Genomic DNA, 24,278 nt, shown 5'->3' on the forward strand with positions numbered 1-24,278 from the left:
GCCAATGAGCAAGGAACTTTTGCTGGTAGTTGACGCAGTCGCCAACGAGAAGGGCGTGCCGCGCGAAGTGATCTTCGAAGCGATCGAGGCCGCGTTGGCTTCGGCGGCGAAGAAGCGTTACCCGGACCAGGAAGTGCTGGCCCGCGTGGCCATCGACCAGAAGGACGGCAGCTACGAAACCTTCCGCCGTTGGGAAGTCGTGGCCGACGACGTGGTGATGGAGTCGCCGGATCGCCAAATCCGTCTGATGGACGCCGTCGACGAAGCCGAAGGCTCGGAAGTCGGTGATTTCATCGAAGAGCAGATCGAGAACCCGGATTTCGGCCGCATCGCGGCACAGGCAGCCAAGCAGGTCATCGTGCAGCGCGTGCGCGAAGCCGAGCGGCAGCAGGTGGTCGATGCCTGGAAGGACCGCGTGGGCGAGCTGATCACCGGCGTGGTCAAGCGTGCCGAGCGCGGCAACATCTATGTGGATCTGGGCGGCAATGCCGAGGGCTTCATTCCGAAGGACAAGGGCATTCCGCGCGACGTGCTGCGTGCCGGTGACCGCGTGCGTGGCTACCTGGCCGAAGTGCGTTCGGAACCGCGTGGCCCGCAGCTGTTCATCAGCCGCGCCGCGCCGGAGTTCATGATCGAGCTGTTCAAGCTCGAGGTGCCGGAAGTCGGCCAGGGTCTGGTCGAGATCAAGGCCTGTGCCCGTGACCCGGGCGACCGCGCCAAGATCGCCGTGCTGGCCCACGACGCGCGTACCGATCCGATCGGTGCCTGCATCGGCATGCGCGGTTCGCGCGTGCAGGCCGTGTCCAACGAGCTCAATGGCGAGCGCGTGGACATCGTGCTGTGGAACGACAACCCGGCCAACTTCGTCATCAATGCGATGGCGCCGGCCGAGGTGCAGTCGATCATCGTCGATGAAGACAAGCATTCGATGGACCTGGCCGTGGCCGAAGAGCGCCTGGCCCAGGCGATCGGCAAGGGGGGCCAGAACGTGCGTCTGGCCAGCCGTCTGACCGGTTGGCAGCTGAATGTGATGACCCAGGACCAGGTCACGGCGAAGTCCGAAGCTGAACAGGCTGGCGCCCGCCAGCTGTTCATGGACAAGCTGGAAGTGGACGAAGAAATCGCTGGCATCCTGGTCAGCGAAGGCTTCAACACGGTCGAAGAAATCGCGTATGTCCCGGTTGGCGAACTGCTGGCCGTGGAAGGCTTCGACGAGGATATCGTCGAGGAACTGCGCGCTCGTGCCCGCGACGCCCTGCTCAATGAGGCGCTGGCGGTGGAAGAAGGTCTGGAAGACGGTCAGCCGTCCGACGACCTGCTGGCCCTGGAAGGCATGGACGAGGCAACTGCCTACGCCCTGGCCGGCCATGGCGTGCGTACCGGTGAGGACCTGTCGGACCTGGCCGCGGACGAAGTGGTGGAGTTCGGCATCGAAGGGCTGGACCAGGAGCGCGCCGCGGCGCTGATCCTGGCCGCGCGTGCCGAAGAGATCGCCCGTCTGGAACGCGGCCAATGAGCCGGCAATGAACAGGGCCCTGAGCCGCTCAGGGCGTAGAATCCGCGTCTCCTCCAACTGCGGGGAGGCGCCCTCAAGATCATAGGATCCGAATGTCGCAGCAAACCACCATCCGCAAGCTTGCTGAACTGGTCAACACGCCTGTCGATAAACTGCTGGAACAGCTTGCCGGTGCCGGCATGAAGTTCAGCGGTCCCGACCAGGTCGTGACCAGCACCGAGAAGGTCAAGCTCCTTGGCTTCCTTCGCCGTGCCCATGGCAAGCCCGAGCAGGCCGTCGAGGAAGCCGAAGCCGCTTCCAAGAAGATCACCCTGAACCGCCGCAAGCACCAGGAAGTGACGGTGAATGCGGGTCGCAGCAAGACCACCGTGAACGTGGAAGTGCGCCAGAAGCGCACCTACGACAAGGCGGCCTCGCGCATGACCCCGGATGAGGAGCGCGCCGACATCCTGCGCAAGCTGGAGGAATCCCGCCAGCGCAATCTTGACGAGCAGGCCGCCCTGGCTGAAAAGGACCGTCTGCGCGACGAGGCCATTGTTCGTGCCCGCGAAGAAGAAGTCGCGGCCAAGGAACGTGCCGAAGCCGAGAAGAAGGCGGCCGAAGAGGCTGCTGCCGCTGCAAAGGCCGCCGAGGCGCTGGAGGCAAGCAAGCCGAAGGTGCGCGCGCCGATCGACGAGACCGCCTCGCGCCCGTCGCGTGTGACCGTGCCGAACTCGGCTACGCCGCGCAACCCGCCGCCGCCGCCGCCGCGCAACGACGACCGCAGCAACCGTGCTGCGCCGCGCAGCGAGCGTGGCCCGGGCGATCGTTTTGCCGGCCAGATGCATCTGTCGGCTGCCGACCGTGCGCGTCGTGGCAACAGCAACAGCAACAACCGGGGCCGTCCGGGTGGCCGCAACCAGGCCGGTGGCCGTCGCGACATGTCGCGCGGTGCCGCCAACAGCGGTCCGCACGGTTTCGAGCGTCCCACCGCACCGGTGGTGCGTGAAGTGGCGATCGGCGACACGATCACCGTGGCCGACCTGGCGCAGAAGCTGGCGCTGAAGGGCGGCGAGGTGGTCAAGGCGCTGTTCAAGATGGGCGTGATGGCCACCATCACCCAGTCCATCGACCATGACACGGCCGCGCTGGTCACCGAAGAACTCGGCCACACCGTGGTGCGCGCCAACAATGACGACATCGAGGACGCGCTGCTGGCGTCCACCGCAGGCGACCAGGGCGAAGCCGTCCAGCGTCCGCCGGTGGTGACCATCATGGGTCATGTCGATCACGGCAAGACCTCGCTGCTGGACTACATCCGCCGTACCAAGGTGGCCACCGGCGAAGCCGGCGGCATCACCCAGCACATCGGCGCCTACCACGTCGAAACGCCCAAGGGCGTCATCAGCTTCCTGGATACCCCGGGCCACGCCGCGTTCACCTCGATGCGTGCCCGCGGTGCCAAGCTGACCGACATCGTGGTGCTGGTCGTGGCCGCTGACGACGGTGTCATGCCGCAGACCAAGGAAGCCATCCAGCACGCCCGCTCGGCGGGTGTGCCGCTGATCGTGGCGATCAACAAGATCGACAAGGCCAGTGCCGACCCGATGCGGGTCAAGAACGAGCTGCTCACCGAACAGGTGGTCTCCGAAGATTTCGGCGGCGACACCCAGATGGTGGAGATCTCGGCCAAGACCGGTCTGGGTGTGGACGACCTGCTGGATGCCGTGTCGATCCAGGCCGAACTGCTCGAACTGAAGGCCGTGGACGACGGCCGCGCCGCCGGTGTGGTCATCGAATCCTCGCTGGACAAGGGCCGTGGCCCGGTTGCCACCGTGCTCGTGCAGCAGGGCCGCCTGAAGAAGGGCGACTACCTGGTGTGCGGCGTGCAGTACGGCCGTGTGCGTGCGCTGTTCGACGAAACCGGCAACCAGCCGGAGTTCGCCGGTCCGTCCATTCCGGTCCAGGTGCTCGGCCTGTCCGGTGTGCCCGAAGCCGGCGACGACTTCGTCGTGGTCGAGGACGAGCGCCTGGCCAAGGAAGTGGCCCAGCAGCGTGAGACCAAGCGTCGCGAGTCGCGTCTGGTCGCCACCGCCGGCAGCCGCATGGAAGACATCATGGCCCAGCTGGGCAAGGGTGATGGTCAGCAGGTGCTGAACCTGGTGATCAAGGCCGACGTGCAGGGTTCGGTGCAGGCGCTGAGCCAGGCACTGGTCGCGCTGTCCAACGAGGACATCCGCATCAACGTGATCCACTCCGGCGTGGGCGGCATCACCGAGTCGGATGCCAACTCGGCGGCTGCCTCCAAGGCCACCGTGATCGGCTTCAACGTGCGTGCGGATGCCTCGGCCCGTCGCATCATTGAATCCAACGGTATCGACCTGCGTTACTTCTCGATCATCTATGACGTGATCGATCAGGTGAAGCAGGTGGCGTCCGGTCTGCTGGGTGTGGAGATCCGCGAAGAGATCATCGGTATCGCCGAAGTCCGCGATGTGTTCCGCAGCTCCAAGCTGGGTGCCGTGGCCGGCTCGATGGTCATCGAGGGCGTGGTCAAGCGCAACAAGCCGATCCGCGTGCTGCGCGACAGCGTGGTGATCTTCGAGGGCGAGCTGGAATCGCTGCGCCGCTTCAAGGAGAACGTCGAGGAAGTCCGCAACGGTACCGAGTGCGGTATCGCGGTGAAGGCCTACAACGACGTCAAGCCGGGTGACCAGATCGAGTGCTTCGAGCGTATCGAAGTGCCGCGCACCCTGTAATGCTGCAGACGGACCGGCCTTCATCGGCCGGTCCATCCCCGGGTGGGGCCCGACCATGGTCGGGCCGCCCCGCATTCAACACGAGAGCCAGACCGCGTGCCCAAGACTTTCCATCGAACCGACCGTGTCTCCGCCCAGCTGCGCCGTGAACTCGGTACCCTGGTGCACAACGCCGTGCGTGAGCACGGGTTGCCCTCGGTGAGCGTGTCCGACGTGGAAATCACCCGCGACATGGCCCATGCCAAGGTCTTTGTGACCGCGCTGATGCCCGAGCGTTCGGCCGAAGCCGTGGCCGGCCTGAAGGAGCTGGGCTACCGGCTGCGCATGGACCTGGCCCGGGCGATGAAACTGCGTCACGTGCCCGAACTGCACTTCCACTACGACGATTCGGTGGACCGCGGCGAGCACATCGATAACATCCTGCGCGACCTGCCGGACACGGTGGCCGCGGAGAAGCGTCGCGAAGCCGACGAAGAATAAGGTCGCTGTAGCCGGGCCATGCTCGGCTGCTTTTGCTCCCGCGCATCGCTGCGGAAGCCGAGCATGGCTCGGCTCTACACAACTCTGTCATGACCCGAATTCAGTTCCGTCGCCTTGACGGCATCCTGCTGCTGGATAAACCCGGCGGCCTGAGCTCCAACGCCGCCCTGCAGGTGGCGCGCCGCCTGTTCCGCGCCGAGAAGGGCGGCCACACCGGCAGCCTCGACCCGCTGGCGACCGGCCTGCTGCCGCTGTGCTTCGGTGAGGCGACCAAGATCGCCGGGCTGCTGCTGGGCTCGGCCAAGGCGTACGACGCCGGGATCGTGCTCGGCACCACTACCGACACCGACGACGCTGAGGGCCAGGTGCTGCTCCAGCGCCCTGTGCCCGCCTTCAGCGCGACAATGCTGAACGAGGCGCTGGCGCCGCTGACCGGTCACATCCGCCAGCGCGCCCCGATTTATTCGGCGCTCAAGCAGGGCGGCGAGCCGCTCTATGTAAAAGCCCGCCGCGGTGATGCCATCGAGGCGCCCGAGCGCGACGTCCACGTGCACTCCATCGAGGTGCTTGAACAGCAGGCCGATCGCCTGCGGCTGCGCGTCACCTGCGGCTCGGGCACCTACATCCGCAGCCTGGCCCGCGATCTGGGTGAGGCGCTGGGCTGCGGCGCCCATATCAGTGCGCTGCGCCGGCTGTGGGTGGAACCGTTCACCACGCCGGCGATGGTGACCCTGGAGCAGCTGCGGGCACTTTCCGACGCAGGTGATGAAGCGGCCATGGAGGCCCTGCTGCTGCCCTTGGCCAGTGGCCTGTCCGGCTACCCCGCCGTGCACCTTGAGGCGGAGCAGGCCAGCCGGTTCTGCATGGGTCAGCGCCTTCGCGATGCGGGCTGGCCGCCCGGGCAGGTGGCCGTGTTCGATGCCGACGGGCAGGTGCGCGGCCTCGGCCAGGTGGACGACACCGGCCTGCTGGCGCCCCAGCGCCGCTTCAATCTGTAACCGGGCCGGGGCCGGTTCAGGCCCGGTCCTTGTCCGCAGCGGCCGCGACCGTTACAATTTTGCGGCCTTCAACAGGCGGTCTGCGTCTTTGCAGGCCTCACAGCCAACGGCGAGTCAGGCGGTGCGTCATCGCTACGTTCCTGCCGGCCCCGCATCACAAGAGAAAAAGAAATGTCGATCGACACCCAGAAGGTTATTGAAGATAACAAGCGCAGCGCCGCCGACACCGGTTCGCCGGAAGTCCAGGTCGCTCTGCTGACCGCCCGCATCGAACTGCTGACCGGCCACTTCAAGACCCACAAGAAGGACCACCACAGCCGCCGTGGTCTGCTGCAGATGGTCAACCGCCGCCGCAGCCTGCTCGACTACCTGAAGAAGAAGGACGTCGAGCGTTACAAGGCCCTGATTGAAAAGCTTGGCCTGCGTCGCTAAGCAAAGACTCCCCCGCGGCGCAGCGATGCGCCGCGGTTTTGTTTTGTAGTACCGCATTACCTTCTCGGACCGGACAGCCCGGTCATCCGCTGGCGGCATGGGTCGCCAACGGTCCATTCGCAGACAGCATCCCCAAGGACACCCTCCGTGGCAAAAATCACCAAAACCTTCCAGTACGGCAAACACACCGTCACGCTTGAAACCGGCGAAATCGCACGCCAGGCCGGCGGCGCCGTCATCGTCAAGTTCGATGACACCGTGCTGCTGGTCTCCGCCGTCGCCGCCAGGAGCGCGCGTGAGGGCCAGGACTTCTTCCCGCTGACCGTTGATTATCAGGAGAAGTTCTACGCCGGTGGCCGTATCCCGGGCGGCTTCTTCAAGCGCGAAGGCCGTGCGACCGAGAAGGAAACCCTGATTTCGCGTCTGATCGACCGTCCGATCCGTCCGCTGTTCCCGGAAGACTACAAGAACGAAGTGCAGATCATCGCCACGGTCATGTCGCTCAACCCGGACATCGACGGTGACATCCCGGCCCTGATCGGTGCCTCGGCCGCGCTGTCGCTGGCCGGCACCCCGTTCATGGGCCCGATCGCCGCTGCCAAGGTGGGTTACCGCAACGGTGAGTACATCCTCAACCCGACCGTGACCGAGCTGAAGGACTCGGAGCTGGAGCTGGTCGTGGCCGGTACCGCCAACGCCGTGCTGATGGTCGAATCCGAAGCCGCGCTGCTGTCCGAAGACGTGATGCTGGGCGCTGTGACCTTCGGTCACCGCGAGATGCAGAAGGTCATCCAGGCCATCAACGAGCTGACCACCGAAGCCGGCACCAAGCCGTCGACCTGGACCGCTCCGGCCAAGAACGAAGCGCTGATCGGCGCCCTGAAGGAAGCCGTGGGCGCACGCCTGGGCGAAGCCTTCCAGGTGCGTGACAAGCTGGAGCGTCGTGACGCCATCAGCGCGATCAAGAAGGACGTGCTGGAATCGCTGGCCGGCCGTGCCGAGTCCGAAGGCTGGAACACCGCCGAGCTGTCGAAGGAATTCGGCGAGTTGGAATACAGCACCATGCGCAATTCGGTGCTGGACACCAAGGTCCGTATCGACGGCCGTGCGCTGGACACCGTCCGCCCGATCGCCGTGAAGACCGGCGTGCTGCCGCGTACCCACGGTTCCTCGCTGTTCACCCGCGGTGAAACGCAGGCCATCGTGACCATCACCCTGGGCACCGCCCGTGATGGCCAGGTCATCGATGCCGCCTCGGGCGAGTACAAGGAAAACTTCCTGTTCCATTACAACTTCCCCCCGTATTCGGTGGGTGAGTGCGGCCGCATGATGGGCCCGAAGCGTCGCGAGATCGGCCACGGCCGTCTGGCCAAGCGCGGCGTGCTCGCCGTGATGCCGAGCCTGGAAGCCTTCCCGTACACGATCCGTGTCGTGTCGGAAATCACTGAGTCCAACGGCTCGTCGTCGATGGCGTCGGTCTGCGGTTCGTCGCTGGCTCTGATGGACGCCGGCGTGCCGGTCAAGGCGCCGGTGGCAGGTATCGCCATGGGCCTGGTGAAGGAAGGCGAGCGTTTCGTGGTGCTGTCCGACATCCTGGGTGACGAAGATCACCTGGGTGACATGGACTTCAAGGTGGCCGGTACTGCCGAGGGCATTTCCGCCCTGCAGATGGACATCAAGATCGAAGGCATCACCGAAGAGATCATGAAGCAGGCCCTGCAGCAGGCCAAGGCTGGCCGTCTGCACATCCTGGGTGAAATGGCCCACGGCCTGACCGCCCCGCGTGAAGAGCTGTCCGACTACGCGCCGCGTCTGCTGACCATCAAGATCCATCCGGACAAGATCCGCGAAGTGATCGGCAAGGGTGGCTCGACCATCCAGGCCATCACCAAGGAAACCGGCACCCAGATCGACATCCAGGATGACGGCACCATCGTCATCGCATCGGTCAACGCCATTGCTGCGCAGGCTGCAAAGGCCCGCATCGAGCAGATCACCTCGGACGTCGAGCCGGGCCGCATCTACGAAGGCAAGGTCGCCAAGATCATGGACTTCGGCGCCTTCGTCACCATCCTGCCGGGCAAGGACGGCCTGGTGCACGTCTCGCAGATTTCCAGCGAGCGTGTGGAGAAGGTGGGCGACAAGCTGAAGGAAGGCGATGTGGTCAAGGTCAAGGTGCTGGAAGTGGATAAGCAGGGCCGTATCCGCCTGTCGATGAAGGCTGTGGAAGAAGGCGAGGGCGCCGTCGCCGAGTAATCGCGACGCCGTCATTGCTGGACAGAAAAAGCGGGCCTTGGGCCCGCTTTTTCTTTGCAGGGTGTCCGTGGCGTATGCGCGCAGGAGGCACGGGAGGTGGTGCCTCTTCCGGGCGCGCCGAAGACGCGCCAGCGCTCGAGGAACGATGGGTTAGCGAATGCGGACGTCACGCACCACCCATTGATGGAGTCATGGCTTGATCGATATGAGATAGGCGGGGGCTAATGCCAGCAGCCGGGCCGATGTCGGCCTGTGCGGAGCGGGGGTGAGAGCCCCCCTGACCCGAGAGGAGCACCTCATGCTGCTGGGAACTGGACCCTCGTCGTCGCTTTGCCCCTTCTGCCTGCCGCACGATCCCGGACGCAGGCGTCTGCTCGCACTTGCCGGACTGGCTGGCAGTGGCCTTCTACTGTCGCCCTCATGGGCGCGGCTGCCTGCCACGGTGACCGGCGGTCCGGTATATCCGGTGGATGCGCCCCTTCAGGCTGGTGAGGAAGGCTGGCAGTACATCCGGGACGCCGTTCTGGCCAGCCTCAATCTGGTTCCGGTCGTCGGTGGATTTCTGTCCTACCTCGGCGCGTTGTTCATACCCGGCGCCGGCTTGAGCGCTGAGCAACGCTGGCAGCGGTACACTGATGCGGTAGTTTCCCGAACGGTATTCGAGCTGGTCAAGGCAGATCTGCTGGGCTTGAGCAACGTAGCCATGCTTTACCGCAGCGCGGTAGCGTCGCAGAATCCGGCTGTGATGCTCAGCCAGAGCATTGCCGCCAACAGCCTGTTTGTGCAGGTCTTGCCGCGATTCCAGCTGGAAGGCCAGCGTGCAGCGTTGTTGCCATTGTTCGCTGTTGCCGCGAGTCTGCACCTGGCACTGTTGCGCGACGTGATTCTCGGCGCCCGGGAACTGGGGATCGGTGGCGAGTACCTCGCACAGCTCGTCGCTCAGCAGAAGAGCGCGATTGCCGATTACACCGCCTACGTCGACCGCGAAACACAGTCCATCTATGACGCCGTCCGCGCCAGGCCAGGTGAGGGCGCTGCGAGCAACACGCCGCTTTCGCAACTGCTCGAGCGCCGTTCGCAGCTGCAACTTGCAGTACTCGACCTGCGCGATACCTGGTATGCATTCGATGCGACGCTGCATCCCGACCGCGTGACCCTGAGTGTCGACCGCGAGCTTTACACGGGCCTGATAGGGCGATGGGATGGTACCGGTGCAGCGCGGGATCGCTTTCCTGACTGGACGCCGCCGCAGGCGCCCTTGCGTTCGATCGAGGTCACGCGTAGGCGGGTCCCCAACATCGAGGTGGGCTTTCTTGATGGCGTCCGCATGGAGTACAGCGACGGCCAGGTGCTGATCACAGGCCAGCTCGCTGAGCGCAATGCGCCGCTCCAGCTTGATGCCGGTGAATCGATCACAGCGGCAACGACCCGTTACAGAACCATCCAGGGCCTTGTGTCGCTGGAGCTGGCAACCAGTCGTGGGCGCCGGTACAAAGTGGCTGGGCGCGAGAACAACTTCGACATCCGGGTCGACTCCGCTTTCGCGATGCATCAGCTTTCGTCCATTCGTGTGCTCGGGCGTGGTCGTGCCAGTGCCAGCGCGGCTGCCGGGTGCTACGTGCTGGGCTTTCAACTCATCGAGAGGCGTGCCCGCGGCTTGACGCTGGAAATGCTCAGGCGGGTAGGTCCAACGATTGCGCCGCATCTGCTGGACTGGATTGACGGCGGTTGAGTCTCTGCCGGATGCGGCGGCCGCTCATGCCGGAGGGAGTGACCATACGCTGTTCCGGTCCCCGTGCCGCGCACGCCGGGAGGTGGCCCGCGCGAGCGCGGCAAAGCCCACCGCCATGGCCAGCGCGACGGTATCTACCCAGAACAGGGGCCAGTGGCCATGACCGGCACTGGCCCACCACCACCAGCCGGTCAGCAGGCCGTGGCTGAGCGGCACCAGGGCGGTCACCACGGCGGCGGCCCACAGCAGTTCACGCGCGGCCTGGGCCGGGTAACGCAGTGCCGCCCAGCCAGCGCACAGCGCCCAGGTGCCGAAGCACACCCAGCGGATGCCGCTGTCCACCGCCTGCGGGGCGAGCTGTTCCAGCACCTGCGCGCTTACAAAGGCCGCCGAGATCGCCACGCACAGGCCGATACAGATGCCCACCGTTGCCCGGGCCATGTTGCGCGGTGCGCGACCCTGTTCGGCCTGCCGCCGCTTGCGCCGCGACTCGATCCACAACAGGTTGCCGGAATAGAACAGGAACGCCCCGCCCAGTCCCAGCACGAAGTACAGCCAGGGCACGGCGGCATTGCCGAACTCGCCAAAGTGCAGCGCATACGCGGCGCTCAGCGTGGCATGGTTGGCATCGCGCTGGCCGGGGAGCTGGGTAGCCAGCACCGCACCGCTGGCCACGTCCAGCGCCACCGCGCCGGCCGGGCCCAGGGTGCCCTCGGACTCACCGGTGATCTCCAGCGTGGCGTTGCGGTCGCCCGCGTTGGCCAGCTTCAGGTAGGTGGGGGTGAAGCCTTGCACGCCCTGCTGCTCGGCTGCCTGCAGGGCCAGCGCGTGCAGTTCGGCCAGGCGCACGTGGCTGCCCGGTGCGCCGGCGGGCGCGCGCACCGGCGCGGTATCCATCGCGGCCGGCACGGCCTGCATCAGCTTGCCGTCGTAGATCAGTGGATTCAGTACGGCCATCTGCAGGAACAACAGGCACAGCAGGGTGCCGGTGACCGCAAACAGCAGATGGAACGGCAGGCTCAGCACGCCGACCACGTTGTGCGCGTCCTGCCACATCTGCTTGAGGTTGCGTCCGGGACGCAGCGCGAACAGATCGCCTGCCAGACGTGGCAGGTGGATCACCAGCCCGCTTAGCAGGGCAAGGCCGTAGAGCAGGCTGACCACGCCCATCAGGTAGATACCGGCAACGGGCAGCCCGAGGCTGTAGTGCAGGCTGTTGACCAGTTCGGCCAGCCCGGCCTGGGGTGGGGTGACGCTGCCGTCGTAGTGATCGAGCCAAGCGTACTGCCAAGTGCCCTGCGCATCCTGCCAGTAGGCGATGGGCTGGGGGTGGTCGCCGCCAGGAAAGGTCATGCCCATGTGCTGACGGGCCGCGGTGTGGCGCTCAAGCACCCCATCAAGCAGGCGCTGCGCATCGGCCAGCGTCGCGGCGGGCTGCTCGATGGCCTGCGGTGTCTGCCACAGGGGAATGTCGTGGTGAAACACGGTCAGCGCACCGGCATAGAACGCCACGAACAGCGCAAATCCGGCAATCAGGCCGACCCAGCTGTGCAGGGTGGTATACGTGCGCAGGGTCCGGGAACTGAACTTCATGGGTGGGTTCTCAGTGCACCGCGCCGCTCAGGCGCAGCAGCCCAAGCAGGGCAAAGGCAACGGCGGCAGCACCGCCCAGCGTGAGCCAGGCGCGCAGCGTTGTGCGGAAGCTGAAGGCCCAGAGCGCGGCCAGCATCCACAGCGGAACAAAGCTGATCAGGCTGACCACCAGCATCTGTGGCCACGGGCCCGGGGGCAGCCAGGCCAGCAGGCCGGTCAGCGCGGCGGCCAGCAGCAGTCCGGGCAGCAGGGCTGCGGCGGCGCGGCCCCACATCAACGTGCGTCCCGGGCCGGGCGATGCCAGGCGGCCAGCGCCGGCAGGAGCATGGCCATCGCCATCCAGGCGCACAGCATGGTCACCAGACCGGCACCGACCCCCAGATCGGCCATCCACAGCCAAAGCGACACCGCCGCGGTCAGCAGGCCCAGCTGACGGCCCGTCCGCCCCGCACGACGCAGCCGGCGCCAGCGGCAGTGCGGGGAGGCGGCGTAGAAAGCCAGCGCGGAAAGCGCCGCGCACAGCAGGGCCAGGCCGTGGAAGCCAAGCGAGGAGAGGGCGATGGCGGGTACGCTGACGGCAGGCATGAACGGACGGGAACCGGAAAGGGAAGGGCAGAGCAATGGGTGCATCCTGCGGGCTCAGCCTGTATATGGTAATGAGTGGCGTTTACAACCACCAGTGCAGCGACGGGCTGCGCCGCCGGTGCCGCCGCTTGGGCTTTGTCGCGCGGTGGTTTAAGATCATCACATCACCGTTCTGGAACAAGGTGGCCCGCGCCCTGCGCCGGCCGAGCGTGCGACATGAGCACTACTGCCGCCCCCTGCTGAGCTGCTGCCGACGGCCCTGTCTCCAGGCGCCTGCGTGGCGCTTTTTTTCATCCGGGCCTGCCCCGTTCCCGCATTTCCAGCCCGCCCGCGCGGGCCCTGCATGAAGCCTCCCCAATGATCACCATTACGCTTCCCGACGGCAGCCGCCGCGAGTTCGAACATCCCGTCAGTGTCATGGACGTGGCCCAGTCCATCGGCGCCGGCCTGGCCAAGGCCACCATCGCCGGTTCGGTCGATGGTGTGCTGGTCGATGCCTGCGACATCATCGATCACGATGCCAGCCTGCGCATCATCACCGCCAAGGACGAGGAGGGTGTGGAGATCATCCGCCATTCCAGCGCGCACCTGGTCGGCCACGCGGTCAAGCAGCTGTACCCGGACGTGAAGATGGTCATCGGCCCGGTCATCGCCGAAGGCTTCTACTACGACATCTACTCCGAGCGCCCGTTCACCCCGGAGGACATGGCGGCGATCGAAAAGCGCATGGGCGAGCTGATCGCCCAGGACTACGATGTGGTCAAGAAGATGACCCCGCGCGCCGAAGTGGTGGAGATCTTCAAGGCCCGCGGCGAGGACTACAAGCTGCGCCTGATCGAGGACATGTCCGACGACATCCAGGCCATGGGCATGTACTACCACCAGGAATACGTGGACATGTGCCGTGGCCCGCACGTGCCCAATACGCGTTTCCTGAAGGCGTTCAAGCTGACCCGTATTTCAGGCGCGTACTGGCGCGGCGACGCACAGAATGAACAGCTGCAGCGCATCTACGGCACTGCATGGGCCGACAAGAAGCAGCTTGAGGCCTACATCAAGCGCATCGAAGAAGCCGAGATGCGCGATCACCGCCGTATCGGCAAGCAGCAGGATCTGTTCCACCTGCAGGAAGAAGCTCCCGGCCTGGTGTTCTGGCATCCCAAGGGCTGGTCGCTCTGGCAGGTGGTCGAGCAGTACATGCGCAAGGTGTATCGCGACAGCGGCTACGGCGAAGTGCGCTGCCCGCAGATTCTGGATGTAAGCCTGTGGAAGAAGTCCGGCCATTGGGACAACTACCAGGACAACATGTTCTTCACCGAGTCGGAAAAGCGCACCTACGCCGTCAAGCCGATGAACTGCCCGGGCCATGTCCAGGTGTTCAACCAGGGCCTGCACAGCTACCGCGATCTGCCGATCCGCTACGGTGAGTTCGGGTCGTGCCATCGCAACGAGCCGTCCGGCGCGCTGCACGGCATCCTGCGCGTGCGCGGATTCACCCAAGACGATGGCCACGTCTTCTGCACCGAGGCGCAGATCGAGGCCGAGGTGACCGCGTTCCATCAGCAGGCGCTGGCGGTCTACCAGCACTTCGGTTTTGACGACATCCAGATCAAGATCGCGCTGCGCCCGGAATCGCGGCTGGGCGACGATGCGACCTGGGACAAGGCCGAAGGTGCACTGCGCTCGGCGCTGTCCAGCTGCGGCGTGGAGTGGCAGGAGCTGCCGGGCGAAGGCGCCTTCTACGGCCCGAAGATCGAGTACCACCTGAAGGATGCCATCGGCCGCACCTGGCAGCTGGGCACCATGCAGGTCGACTTCATGATGCCGGGCCGTCTTGGTGCCGAATACGTTGACGAGAACAGCCAGAAGAAGCATCCGGTCATGCTGCACCGGGCCATTGTCGGCTCGATGGAGCGGTTCATCGGCATCCTCATCGAGCACCATGCCGGCCAGTTCCCGGCGTGGCTGGCGCCCGTTCAGGTTGTTGTCGCCAACATCACCGATGCGCAGGCAGACTATGTCAGCCACGTTCGTAAAACCCTTGCGGATCAAGGCTTCCGCGTGAACGCGGATTTGCGTAACGAGAAGATCGGCTATAAGATTCGCGAGCACACGCTGCAACGGGTCCCTTACCTGCTGGTCATTGGCGACCGAGAGAAGGAAAACAACCTGGTGGCCGTGCGTACGCGTTCTGGCGAAGACCTGGGCAGCATGAGCGTCGAGGCCTTCATCGACCTGCTGCAGGCCGGGAACGCAGCGTAACTACAGGTCCGCCCCGCGCGCCGTGGCGAGCGGGGCGATTCGATACCCTTGGGAGATTGCAATATCAGTACCCCTGACAACAAACAGAACCGTCGTAATCAGGAAATCCGAGTGCCGCGCGTACGCGTGATCGGCAGTGACGGAGAAATGATCGGCGTGTTGTCGCGCGACGAAGCGCTGTCCATGGCCGAAGATGAAGGCCTGGACCTGGTCGAGATCCAGCCGCAGGCCGACCCGCCGGTCTGCAAGATCATGGACTTCGGCAAGTTCAAGTTCGAAGCGCAGAAAAAGGCCAGCGAGGCCAAGAAGAAGAGCAAGCAGGTCGAGATCAAGGAAGTGAAGTTCCGTCCGGTCACCGACGAGGGCGACTACCAGATCAAGCTGCGCAAGATGCGCGGCTTCCTCGAAGAGGGCGACAAGATCAAGGTCAACATCCGCTTCCGTGGCCGTGAAATGAGCCATCAGGAACTGGGTCGTGAAATGGCGTCGCGTATCGAGGCCGACCTTGGCGAAGACATCGTGATCGAATCCCGTCCGCGCCTTGAAGGCCGTCAGATGGTGATGATGATCGCGCCGAAGAAGAAATAAGCCTCGGCCGGGCGTCTGCCTGCTGAAGCGTGCCACGGTGAAGCAGCGCTTCGCCGCGGCGGGAAGAGCCGGGCATTGCCCGGCTCTTTGTGTTTCAGTGCAGCACGGCGCGCGCCTGCTGCCATTGCTGGCGGGCCTTGCGAAGATTGCAGCGCGTCGCCGGGGTGGCTTCCGGTGGCTGCTCTGCCAGATGGCCCAGCGCATAGGCCAGGGCGCGCGTCAGCGTCAGCTGGGCAGTGGCGCTGCCGGCGTCGACCCGATCAGCGGGCCGGTGATAGTTGGGCGAGTGTCGCTTGCCCGCCTCACCTCCGAACAGTGCCTGCTCTTCAGTGGTCTTGTTGCGGATCCCGGGGATCGAGGCCAGGCCTCCGGTGGCGATGCCGCAGGCCGCAAAGGGCAGATGGTCAGAGCCGAGATAGGGCGAGATCGAGACGCTGGGGCTGCCGGTGTGGCCCAGGCCGTCGCGTAGTGCCTGCCGGATCAGGCGCTCCTGCGCGGGCCGGTCGCTGCTGCTGGCGTGGTCGGGGTCGTAGATGCCGAAGATGTAATTGGGGGATCCGACCATGTCGGCATTGAGGTAGACGCGCAGCCGCTGGCGCCGCTCGGCGTCCATGGCCAGCTGGGTGGCGTGGTGGATCGACCCGTTCAGGCCACTTTCCTCGGCGCCCCACCAGACCAGGTGGAGGGTGGAAGCGGCGCGGTCGAGCATGGCCACACGGGCGATTTCAAGCACGGCGCTGCTGCCCGAGCCGTTGTCGTCGGCGCCGGGTGAGCCCGGTACGCTGTCCAGATGGGAGCCGACCATCACCACCGGTGCGTCGGCACCGGCGCGGCCGGCGATCTCCGCGATGAGGTTGAAGCTGGCCCTGCCGTTGTAGGTGAAGGGCTCGCGTCTCACAGTGACGCCCATCGCCCGCAGCCGTGCTTCGACGTAGCGGGCACTGGCGTCGTAACCAGCAGAGCCCGCGCTGCGGTCGCCGCCATGTGCCAGGGTGATCTGTTCCAGTTCGGCCCAGTTGCTGGCCAGCTGGGCGCCCGATACGGCATCGGCCCAGCGGACGGCCAGATCGGCTGCTGCATCGGCTGCGGCCACCGCGCTGGCCATGCTGCCCAGCGACAGGCCGAGCATGAGGGCCAATGGCCTGATCGTGAGTGCTCGTGTACGCATGCAGGATCTCCTTGCAGGTCGGCGCCGGCAGGCGCCGATGTCGATGCTGCAGGGATTGGAGCTCCAGGAGTGCGACCGGACTGCAGGACCCGCCCACTGGTCCGCTGCCGGCGGCATGACCGGGGCGTGCCCGGCAGGGCGGGGCATGGATGGCCCATGGCCGTGCTCCTGCCGCAGCGCCGCGGCGCGCTGCAGAGGGACGATCGGGGGCGGTCGCGTCACCGGGGCGTTCACGTTGCCAAGGACTGGCAACAGCCACTTTTCCCCTGTATGATTGCCGGCTCGACCCACCCAGGACGGGTCGTACGCCGATCATGGCAGGACGGAAAGTGCGGTTTCGACCGCCGCCAGATCAGTCAGAAACCAGGGTCATATCCCATCAAGGACATTGAAATGCCCAAGATCAAGACCAACCGGGCAGCGGCCAAGCGTTTCCGCAAGACCGCCTCGGGCAAGTACAAGTGCGGCCATGCAAACCGTAGCCACATCCTCACCAAGAAGGCGACCAAGCGGAAGCGTAACCTGCGTCAGACGAACCACGTCCGCGCAGAAGACGCCGGCCGTCTGGACCGCATGCTTCCCTACCTCTGAGGATCTGAACAATGGCACGAGTTAAGCGTGGCGTACAGGCGCGTCGCCGCCACAAGAAAATCCTGGATCTCGCCAAGGGCTATTACAACGCCCGTCGCAAGGTCTTCCGCGTTGCCAAGCAGGCGGTCATCAAGGCGCAGCAGTACGCCTACATCGGCCGTAAGCAGAAGAAGCGCAACTTCCGTTCGCTGTGGATCACCCGCATCAACGCGGCTGCCCGCATCAACGGCCTGAGCTACAGCCGTTTCATGAACGGTCTGCTGAAGGCCGGCATCACCCTGGACCGCAAGGTGCTGGCTGATATCGCCGTGCACGATGCAGCCGGCTTTGCCGCGCTGGCCGAAAAGGCCAAGGGCGCGCTGGCGGCTTAAGTCCTTCCCCAGGCCGTTGCCGTTCACGCGCAGCGGCCCATGGAACAGGCAATGCATGGGGAAGGGCGCAAGTCCTTCCCCATTCTTTTTTGTACCGGACGCGGCCCTGGCGGCGGTCGGTCAGCGGTGGCGACGGGGGTCGGCCCTTCGCATCCGCGATGGCAAACCGACTGGAGTTCCGGCTACCCATGAGTGACATCCAATCCCTGACCACCCAGGCGCTGGCTGACGTGGCCGCCGTGCAGAGCCCCGACGCGCTGGAGCAGCTGCGTGTGGCGCTGCTGGGCAAGAGCGGCAGCATCACCCTGCTGCTGAAGCAGCTGGGCTCGCTGCCCCCGGCCGAGCGCAAGGCCGCCGGTGAGGCAATCAACCTGTCACGTGATGCGCTGGGCGCGGCGCTGGCGCAACGCAAGGCCGTGCTGGAAGACGCTGCGCTTGACGCGCGCCTGGCGGCTGAAGCGATCGACGTGACCCTGCCGGGCCGTCGCGGCGGCCGTGGCGGCCTGCACCCGGTCACCCGTACGCTGGAACGCATCACCGAAATCTTCGGCCGTCTCGGCTATGAGCTCTCCGAAGGACCGGAGATCGAAGATGACTGGCACAACTTCGAGGCGCTGAACTTCCCGCCGCACCACCCGGCGCGCGCCATGCATGACACCTTCTACTTCGGTGATGGCCGCCTGCTGCGCACGCATACCTCCGGGGTGCAGGTGCGCTACATGGGAGAACACGCGCCGCCGCTGCGCATGATCGCCGCCGGCAAGGTCTACCGCAGTGACAGTGACCAGACCCACTCGCCGATGTTCCACCAGGTCGAAGGCCTGCTGGTGGACGAGCACTCCACCTTCGCCGACCTGAAGGGCACGCTGTCCGAGTTCGTCCGCGCGTTCTTCGAGCGTGATTTCGAGATGCGCTTCCGCCCCAGCTACTTCCCCTTCGTCGAGCCCGGCGCGGAAGTGGACATCGCCTGGCAGCAGCCCGACGGCAGTACCCGTTGGCTGGAGGTGCTCGGCTGCGGCATGGTCCATCCGAATGTGCTGCGTGCGGTAGGTATCGATCCGGAGCGCTACACGGGCTTTGCCTTCGGCCTTGGCGTGGAGCGCTTTGCGATGCTGCGCTATGGCGTCAACGACCTGCGCGCGTTCTTCGACAACGACGTGCGCTTCCTGAAGCAGTTCGCGTGACCCCCGCGGCGCCCGGCTTGCCGGAGCGCGCACTGCAACGCATCAAACACGGCCCAGGCGCGTGCGCCGGGCTCACCAGGATGGAAAGATCATGAAGTTCTCCGAAAACTGGCTGCGCAGCCACGTCCCGACCACTGCCAGCAGCGACGAACTCAGCGCCGTGCTGACCGCGATCGGCCTGGAAGTGGAAGAGGTCACCGCTCTCGGTGGTGGCCTGGACCAGGTGGTGGTGGCGCGCATCGTCGAAGCTGAGCGCCACCCCGAGGCCGACCGTCTGCAGGTGTGCCGGGTGGATGCCGGGCAGGGCAGGCTGCTGCAGATCGTCTGCGGCGCACCGAACGCACGCCCGGGCCTGGTGGCACCGCTGGCCATGGTGGGCGCGCAGATCGGCGAGCTGAAGATCAGCCCGGCCAGGCTGCGCGGCGTGGAGTCCAACGGCATGCTGTGCTCGGCCAGGGAGCTGGGTCTGGACAGCGATGCCTCCGGCCTGTTCGAGCTGCCCGCCGATGCGCCGATAGGCCAGCCGCTGGTGGAGTATCTCGGGCTGCCCGACGCCAGCATCGAAATCAAGTTGACCCCCAACCGTGCCGACTGCTTCAGCGTGCGCGGCATCGCCTTCGATGTGGCCGCTGCCACCCGCAGCGAGGTGCAGGCGTTCGAAGCGGCGCCGGTCGCGGCCGTGGGTTCGCGCGAGCTGGCCATCGCGCTCGATGCAGGCGCGGACGCGCCGCGTTACCTGGGCCGGGTGATCGAGGGCGTGAACGCTGCTGCCAGCACCCCGCTGTGGATGGCCGAGCGCCTGCGCCGCAGTGGCGTGCGTCCGGTCTCGCTGCTGGTGGACATCACCCAGTACGTGATGCTCGAGCTTGGCCAGCCGATGCATGCCTACGACCTGGATACGCTGCAGGGCCCGATCGCGGTGCGTCGTTCGCGTGCCGGTGAACAGCTGAAACTGCTTGACGGTCGCGATGCGGCACTGGATGACAGCTTCCTGGTCATCACCGACGCCGACCGTCCGGTCGGCCTGGCCGGCATGATGGGGGGCTTCGATACGCGTGTGACCGATGCCACCACAGCGGTGTTCCTGGAAGCAGCGCACTTCGCCCCGGCTGCGATCATGGGTCGCGGGCGCAAGCTCGGGCTGCACACCGATGCGGGACACCGCTTCGAGCGTGGCGTGGACCCGTCGCTGCCGCGTCAGGCCATCGAGTACGCTACCGCGCTGGTGCTGCAGCTGGCCGGGGGCACCCCGGCGCCGGTCACCGAAGCGGTGCGCAGTGATGACCTGCCAGAGGCAGCGACCATCACCCTGCGTCGCGCGCGCATCCGCCGTGTGCTCGGCATCCAGATCGAGGACGCCGAAGTCGAGCGCATCCTGCGCGCGCTGGGCATGGGCGTGGAAGCGACGGGCGAAGGCTGGCAGGTCACCGCACCGAGCCGCCGTTTCGACATCGCCATCGAAGAAGACCTGATCGAAGAGCTGGCGCGCATCCACGGGTACGAGCAGATTCCCACCACCCTGCCAGGTGGCGCCGCGCGCGTGGCCATGCCCAGCGAGACCCGGCTGGACGAGCTGAGCGTGCGCCGCCAGCTGCTGGCCCGCGAGCTGCAGGAAACCATCAACTACGCCTTCGTCGATGCCGGGCTGCTGGCCTCGTGGCAGTTGAACGAGCAGCTCGTCGCGCTGGCCAACCCGCTCTCGGCCGAGCTGGCGGTGATGCGCCCGGCGCTGCTGCCGGGTCTGGTCGCCACGCTGGGTCGCAACGTGGCCCGCCAGGCCGGTCGCGTGCGCCTGTTCGAGCTGGGGCGCGTGTTCGCCGCGCAAGCGGGCGAGGGCGCGCCTGCGCCGCTGGAAACCCAGCGCGTGGCGGCAGCGGTCTGCGGTGACGCTGACGCCGAGCAGTGGGGCGTGGCCAGCCGCAAGGTCGATTTCCACGACCTCAAGGGCGACCTGGAGGCACTGGCTGCCGCCACCGGTGCACAGCTGAGCTTCCGGCCCTCGCAGCGCGCCTATGGCCACCCGGCGCGCTCGGCCGAGGTCTACCGTGACGATGTGTGCCTGGGCTGGATCGGACAGATCCACCCGCGCCTGGCCAAGGCGATGGATATCGACGTTGACGTCTATGCCATGGAGCTGGACCTGGCACCGCTGGCCGCACGCGCGCTGCCACGTGCGGGCGAGCTCTCGCGTTTCCCTGCCGTACGCCGCGACCTGGCCGTGCTGGCGCCGGAGGGCGTGAACTGGGCGGCGCTGGCTGAGACCGTTCGCGCCGCCGCCGGCCCACTGCTGCGTGAGCTGAACCTGTTCGACCGCTACATCGGCCACGGCGTCGAGCCGGGCTTCAAGAGTCTCGCTATGGGCTTGATTTTGCAGGACAAGTCACGCACTCTGACGGACCGCGACGTGGACGCGGTGGTGACCGAGGTGGTCGCCGCCATCGAGCGTGAGCATCACGCGCGGATCCGCGGCTGAGCGGGAAGCATTCAGGGGTAAGCAGGCAATGGCACTGACCAAGGCGGAAATGGCTGAAAAACTGTTCGACGAAGTCGGTCTGAACAAGCGCGAGGCCAAGGAGTTCGTCGACGCATTCTTCGACGTGCTGCGTGATGCCCTGGAGCAGGGACGCCAGGTGAAGCTGTCCGGCTTCGGCAATTTCGACCTGCGGCGCAAAAACCAGCGCCCGGGTCGCAACCCGAAAACCGGCGAGGAAATTCCGATTTCCGCCCGTACGGTTGTGACCTTCCGTCCAGGCCAGAAGCTCAAGGAAAGGGTGGAAGCGTATGCTGGATCCGGGCAGTAACCGAGAACTTCCGCCGATTCCGGCCAAGCGTTACTTCACCATCGGTGAGGTAAGCGAGCTGTGCGACGTCAAACCGCACGTGCTGCGCTACTGGGAAACCGAGTTTCCCAGCCTTGAACCCGCCAAGCGGCGTGGCAACCGTCGTTACTATCAGCGCCACGACGTGCTGATGGTGCGGCAGATCCGCAGCCTGCTGTACGAACAGGGCTATACCATCGGTGGCGCGCGGCAACGACTGGACGGCCCCGATGCCCGTGAGGAATCGGCGCTGAGCAACCAGATCATCAAGCAGGTGCGCATGGAGTTGGAAGAAGTGCTGCAATTGCTTCGCCGCTGAAGCAATTTCCGTTTCAATCCGCTATACTTCACTGCTCGCTGCTACAGCGGTAACATCGCAATAGACGTCGGGGCGTAGCGCAGCCTGGTAGCGCATCTGCCTGGGGGGCAGAGGGTCGTCGGTTCGAATCCGGCCGTCCCGACCATTGCGGTTCAACAGAAAGGTTCGCACCGTGCAGTGCGGACCTTTTTTGTTGGCTGCAGCGACGGCATGACGGGAAGGCGTGACGGGCATGGCCCGTCACTACCTCAATGGGCTGATGCCTTCGAGAACAGGTTGATCACCAGCACGCCGGCGCAGATCAGCGCGATGCCGAGGATGGCCGGAGTATCAAGTTTCTGTTTGAACACCGCCAGGCCGATCAGCGAAATCAGCACGATGCCGACCCCGGACCAGATGGCGTAGGCAATGCCCGTCGGGATGTTGCGCATCACGATGGCCAGCAGATAGAAGCAGATGCCGTAGCCGACCAGCGCGCCGGTGGCAGGCAGCCAGCGTGTCATGCCGTCGGAGGCTTTGAGCAGCGAGGTGGCCACCACTTCCAGAGCAATGGCGGCAGCAAGCAGGGCGTAGGGATTCATCGAGGTACAGCAGCGTCCGGCGGCCCAGTCTATCAGTCGGCCAAGGGCGCAAAACGTGGCTGCGGGCCGTTGGGGCCTTGAACGGTTTCGACGAACATCGCATACGGTCGCACCCACAGACCCTGCTCACCGTAGAGCGCCCGATAGAGCACCTGCGGCTGCAGCGTCTCGCTGCTGCGCACGATGTCGATCACCTCATAGAGGCCGCCTTTGAAATGCCGGTAGCGGCCGCGGGCGAGTTCAGGCAAGGGCGACAGATCCGACATGAGCGCACGCAGGGCAGGCAGGGGCGATCATTGTCCGCGTCGCCACGCCAGGGGTCCAGCAGCTCATGTCCGGGTCAGGAGAACAGACCGGCCCGAAGCAGCTCTTCGAGAAGGATCACGTAGCTGGCAACAAAGTAGAACTTGATCAGCGATGGACGCTGCATCAGAAAGGTGCGCATGTGGAAGGGGCCCCCTGTTGGTGTACGTAGTGTGAAATTGTTTTGGCCGCGTGACAAGAGTCACAGAAACTCCGGCCTGAACGGCTTAGCGATGTGAGGCCGGTAGCTGAACACGACGCATCGTGGCGGTCGTGGCTTGTTTCGGTTTCAGATGCGTCCTATGCCGCACAGGGCGGTCGCTGGCGACCATGGGGTCATTCCAATGAACCCGGGGGCCGCCCATGCTTCTCACCATCGAACTCGTAGATCGACTTTGGCATCTTCGCCAGCCTGGCCAGGACCCCGTTGCCGGGTTCGCCAGCGGTGCCCAGGCCTTCGATACTGCGGCCGAACTGGCCCATCGCCACCATGCGCGTACGGGCCAGGCCTGTCTCGTCCAGGTGGCGGTAGCCTCGGCCCGGGTTGACGCGCTGCGCGTGGGTTAGCCAACCCCCGTCGAAAACAGACATCAGAATCAGAAAACCCTTATGGAGCTTGATCGCACCGTGGACTACTTTGTTGCACGGCGGGCCGGAAGGCTCGCCCTGGCGCCGTCACCGGCCGCTCTTGGAAGGGGCAACGGCCGGTGATGGCGCCACAACCTCCCCTCATGGAGAGCACGGCGCATGTTGATCCAGGTGCAGAGGGAGCCGCGCTGCTGGAATGTGCAGACGCCGCAACACGCCGCAGGCGTGCGTTTTCGAAACGGTGCCACCGCCTTTGACTTCGCCCAGGCACTTGCCCGGGAGCACCACCTGCGCACTGGCGAGACCGCCGATGTATGGGTCGTGGTAGGCGACGCCCATGTGGCTGCGGGAGGACATGGCAGCTGAGGACGCCACGACCTGAACTCGTTCAGTAACGGGCGTGGTAGTTGAACCGCAGGCCGTACGCGACAGAGAGAGGGCTGTGCGCGGCATCGGGGATGTTCGATGCTCTGGCCACGCACCCCCTCTGGAGCCTCGCATGCGTCACAACCAGTCCCCCTTGTCCCGCTTCCTGCGCCACGTTGGCCTGCTCGGTCTGCCATTGGTGGGCGGACTGGCGGCGGCCGGGATGGCACAAGCGCAGCCGTATGGCGGCCACGATCGTGGTCATCAACAAGGTCAGGGCATAGTGCGCTGCGAATCGATCCGCAACCGCAGCCGCGAGTGCCCGCTCAACGGGCAGCCGCAGCTGATCCGTCAGCTTTCTGGCTCGCCTTGTGTCCGCGGCGAGAGCTGGGGGCCGACCCGCAATGGTGTCTGGGTAAGCCGTGGCTGCCGCGCCGAGTTCGTCGCCCAGAGCCGCGGCCGCCCCGGCGGCGGCTGGGGCCATGGCGGATGGGGCCATGGCAATGGAAATGGCCGGGGCGACCTTCGTGGTCAGCTGATCACCTGCAATTCGGACAAGCATCGTCAACGGCGCTGCGATGCCGACGTGCGCCGTTCTGTAAGGCTGGTGCGACAGCTATCCAGTTCGGCGTGTGTGCAGGGTCGAAGCTGGGGCTGGGACCGTCGAGGCGTGTGGGTCAGCAATGGCTGCCGCGCCCAGTTCCAGATCAACTGACCCGTTGCCAGCGCGGCGGGTTATCGAGCCACGGGTAGAGCCGACCCCACGGTCGGCTCACCGCGCGCCAGCGCGGCGCGGTTTCAGCGCGAC

The 24,278-nt window shown here is 65.7% G+C and carries 24 protein-coding genes and 1 tRNA gene; 18 read left to right on the forward strand and 7 right to left on the reverse strand.

Features of this window, described 5'->3' with window-relative positions:
- Nucleotides 1-4: 4 nt before the first annotated feature.
- The 7 genes from nusA (at nt 5) to RZA67_RS05665 (ending at nt 10,152) form a co-directional block, all read left to right on the forward strand.
- Nucleotides 5-1,516, forward strand: a complete 1,512-nt coding sequence (gene nusA / locus RZA67_RS05635) for a transcription termination factor NusA (RefSeq protein ID WP_317211651.1) — start codon at nt 5-7, stop codon at nt 1,514-1,516.
- 92 nt (nt 1,517-1,608) lie between these two features.
- On the forward strand, nt 1,609-4,254 hold the full coding sequence (gene infB, locus RZA67_RS05640) for a translation initiation factor IF-2 (RefSeq protein ID WP_317211652.1): 2,646 nt from the start codon (nt 1,609-1,611) through the stop codon (nt 4,252-4,254).
- Nucleotides 4,255-4,350: 96 nt separating this feature from the next.
- On the forward strand, nt 4,351-4,734 hold the full coding sequence (rbfA, locus tag RZA67_RS05645) for a 30S ribosome-binding factor RbfA (protein WP_317211653.1): 384 nt from the start codon (nt 4,351-4,353) through the stop codon (nt 4,732-4,734).
- Between the two features lie 89 nt (nt 4,735-4,823).
- Nucleotides 4,824-5,732: a tRNA pseudouridine(55) synthase TruB gene (truB, locus tag RZA67_RS05650; protein ID WP_317211655.1), complete on the forward strand. Its 909-nt coding sequence runs from the start codon at nt 4,824-4,826 to the stop codon at nt 5,730-5,732.
- A gap of 171 nt (nt 5,733-5,903) precedes the next feature.
- A complete protein-coding gene (gene rpsO, locus RZA67_RS05655; RefSeq protein WP_005417886.1) occupies nt 5,904-6,164 on the forward strand; it encodes a 30S ribosomal protein S15 in 261 nt (86 codons plus the stop codon).
- A gap of 147 nt (nt 6,165-6,311) precedes the next feature.
- Nucleotides 6,312-8,420, forward strand: a complete 2,109-nt coding sequence (gene pnp / locus RZA67_RS05660) for a polyribonucleotide nucleotidyltransferase (protein ID WP_317211657.1) — start codon at nt 6,312-6,314, stop codon at nt 8,418-8,420.
- Nucleotides 8,421-8,718: 298 nt separating this feature from the next.
- Nucleotides 8,719-10,152, forward strand: coding sequence for an insecticidal delta-endotoxin Cry8Ea1 family protein (locus RZA67_RS05665; RefSeq protein ID WP_317211659.1), 1,434 nt, complete (start codon nt 8,719-8,721; stop codon nt 10,150-10,152).
- A gap of 24 nt (nt 10,153-10,176) precedes the next feature.
- Here the strand turns inward: RZA67_RS05665 and RZA67_RS05670 are convergent, their stop codons facing one another.
- Genes RZA67_RS05670 through RZA67_RS05680 form a run of 3 tightly spaced genes read right to left on the reverse strand, consistent with a single transcriptional unit; the run spans nt 10,177 to nt 12,330 of the window.
- Nucleotides 10,177-11,745 (reverse strand): PepSY-associated TM helix domain-containing protein, encoded by a 1,569-nt coding sequence (locus RZA67_RS05670; RefSeq protein WP_317211660.1) that lies wholly within the window; start codon nt 11,743-11,745, stop codon nt 10,177-10,179.
- 10 nt (nt 11,746-11,755) lie between these two features.
- On the reverse strand, nt 11,756-12,019 hold the full coding sequence (locus RZA67_RS05675; protein ID WP_317211661.1) for a hypothetical protein: 264 nt from the start codon (nt 12,017-12,019) through the stop codon (nt 11,756-11,758).
- Nucleotides 12,019-12,330 carry a hypothetical protein gene (locus tag RZA67_RS05680; RefSeq protein WP_317211663.1) on the reverse strand — a complete coding sequence of 104 codons (312 nt, stop codon included), beginning with the start codon at nt 12,328-12,330 and terminating at the stop codon, nt 12,019-12,021. The genes RZA67_RS05675 and RZA67_RS05680 overlap by 1 nt, the downstream gene beginning before the upstream one ends.
- 357 nt (nt 12,331-12,687) lie before the next feature.
- On the opposite strand from RZA67_RS05680, the gene thrS reads away from it, so the two are divergent.
- On the forward strand, nt 12,688-14,592 hold the full coding sequence (gene thrS / locus RZA67_RS05685; protein WP_317211664.1) for a threonine--tRNA ligase: 1,905 nt from the start codon (nt 12,688-12,690) through the stop codon (nt 14,590-14,592).
- Between the two features lie 63 nt (nt 14,593-14,655).
- Nucleotides 14,656-15,180, forward strand: a complete 525-nt coding sequence (gene infC / locus RZA67_RS05690) for a translation initiation factor IF-3 (protein WP_317213827.1) — start codon at nt 14,656-14,658, stop codon at nt 15,178-15,180.
- A 94-nt stretch (nt 15,181-15,274) separates the two neighbouring features.
- Here the strand turns inward: infC and RZA67_RS05695 are convergent, their stop codons facing one another.
- Nucleotides 15,275-16,348, reverse strand: coding sequence for a M28 family peptidase (locus tag RZA67_RS05695; RefSeq protein WP_317211665.1), 1,074 nt, complete (start codon nt 16,346-16,348; stop codon nt 15,275-15,277).
- Between the two features lie 393 nt (nt 16,349-16,741).
- Here RZA67_RS05695 and rpmI point away from each other — a divergent pair, with 393 nt between their 5' ends.
- The 7 genes from rpmI (at nt 16,742) to RZA67_RS05730 (ending at nt 21,777) form a co-directional block, all read left to right on the forward strand.
- Nucleotides 16,742-16,939 (forward strand): 50S ribosomal protein L35, encoded by a 198-nt coding sequence (rpmI, locus tag RZA67_RS05700; RefSeq protein ID WP_002811096.1) that lies wholly within the window; start codon nt 16,742-16,744, stop codon nt 16,937-16,939.
- An 11-nt stretch (nt 16,940-16,950) separates the two neighbouring features.
- Nucleotides 16,951-17,310: a 50S ribosomal protein L20 gene (rplT, locus tag RZA67_RS05705; protein WP_005410435.1), complete on the forward strand. Its 360-nt coding sequence runs from the start codon at nt 16,951-16,953 to the stop codon at nt 17,308-17,310.
- A gap of 188 nt (nt 17,311-17,498) precedes the next feature.
- Nucleotides 17,499-18,494: a phenylalanine--tRNA ligase subunit alpha gene (gene pheS / locus RZA67_RS05710; RefSeq protein ID WP_317211668.1), complete on the forward strand. Its 996-nt coding sequence runs from the start codon at nt 17,499-17,501 to the stop codon at nt 18,492-18,494.
- 91 nt (nt 18,495-18,585) lie between these two features.
- Nucleotides 18,586-20,967, forward strand: coding sequence for a phenylalanine--tRNA ligase subunit beta (gene pheT / locus RZA67_RS05715; protein WP_317211669.1), 2,382 nt, complete (start codon nt 18,586-18,588; stop codon nt 20,965-20,967).
- A 28-nt stretch (nt 20,968-20,995) separates the two neighbouring features.
- Complete coding sequence (locus tag RZA67_RS05720; protein WP_182339646.1) at nt 20,996-21,295, forward strand: integration host factor subunit alpha; 300 nt, start codon at nt 20,996-20,998, stop codon at nt 21,293-21,295.
- Entirely contained in the window at nt 21,276-21,632 is a 357-nt protein-coding gene (locus tag RZA67_RS05725; protein WP_317211670.1) for a MerR family transcriptional regulator, read from the forward strand. The genes RZA67_RS05720 and RZA67_RS05725 overlap by 20 nt, the downstream gene beginning before the upstream one ends.
- A gap of 68 nt (nt 21,633-21,700) precedes the next feature.
- A tRNA-Pro gene (locus RZA67_RS05730) sits at nt 21,701-21,777 on the forward strand.
- 103 nt (nt 21,778-21,880) lie between these two features.
- On the opposite strand, the gene RZA67_RS05735 is transcribed toward RZA67_RS05730, so the two are convergent.
- The 3 genes from RZA67_RS05735 to RZA67_RS05745 all read right to left on the reverse strand — a co-directional run bounded on the left by RZA67_RS05735 (nt 21,881) and on the right by RZA67_RS05745 (nt 23,107).
- The gene (locus RZA67_RS05735; protein WP_317211671.1) at nt 21,881-22,213 is read right to left on the reverse strand and encodes an SMR family transporter; all 333 of its coding nucleotides are present in this window, start codon (nt 22,211-22,213) and stop codon (nt 21,881-21,883) included.
- A gap of 32 nt (nt 22,214-22,245) precedes the next feature.
- Nucleotides 22,246-22,479 carry a DUF1653 domain-containing protein gene (locus tag RZA67_RS05740; RefSeq protein WP_317211672.1) on the reverse strand — a complete coding sequence of 78 codons (234 nt, stop codon included), beginning with the start codon at nt 22,477-22,479 and terminating at the stop codon, nt 22,246-22,248.
- Nucleotides 22,480-22,852: 373 nt separating this feature from the next.
- The gene (locus RZA67_RS05745; RefSeq protein ID WP_317211673.1) at nt 22,853-23,107 is read right to left on the reverse strand and encodes a hypothetical protein; all 255 of its coding nucleotides are present in this window, start codon (nt 23,105-23,107) and stop codon (nt 22,853-22,855) included.
- A 156-nt stretch (nt 23,108-23,263) separates the two neighbouring features.
- On the opposite strand from RZA67_RS05745, the gene RZA67_RS05750 reads away from it, so the two are divergent.
- Complete coding sequence (locus tag RZA67_RS05750) at nt 23,264-23,470, forward strand: hypothetical protein (protein ID WP_317211674.1); 207 nt, start codon at nt 23,264-23,266, stop codon at nt 23,468-23,470.
- Between the two features lie 133 nt (nt 23,471-23,603).
- Complete coding sequence (locus RZA67_RS05755) at nt 23,604-24,185, forward strand: DUF3011 domain-containing protein (protein WP_317211675.1); 582 nt, start codon at nt 23,604-23,606, stop codon at nt 24,183-24,185.
- Nucleotides 24,186-24,278: the final 93 nt, after the last annotated feature.

Source organism: Stenotrophomonas sp. C3(2023) (assembly GCF_032911385.1).
In the GTDB taxonomy this organism is placed as follows: Bacteria; Pseudomonadota; Gammaproteobacteria; order Xanthomonadales; family Xanthomonadaceae; genus Stenotrophomonas.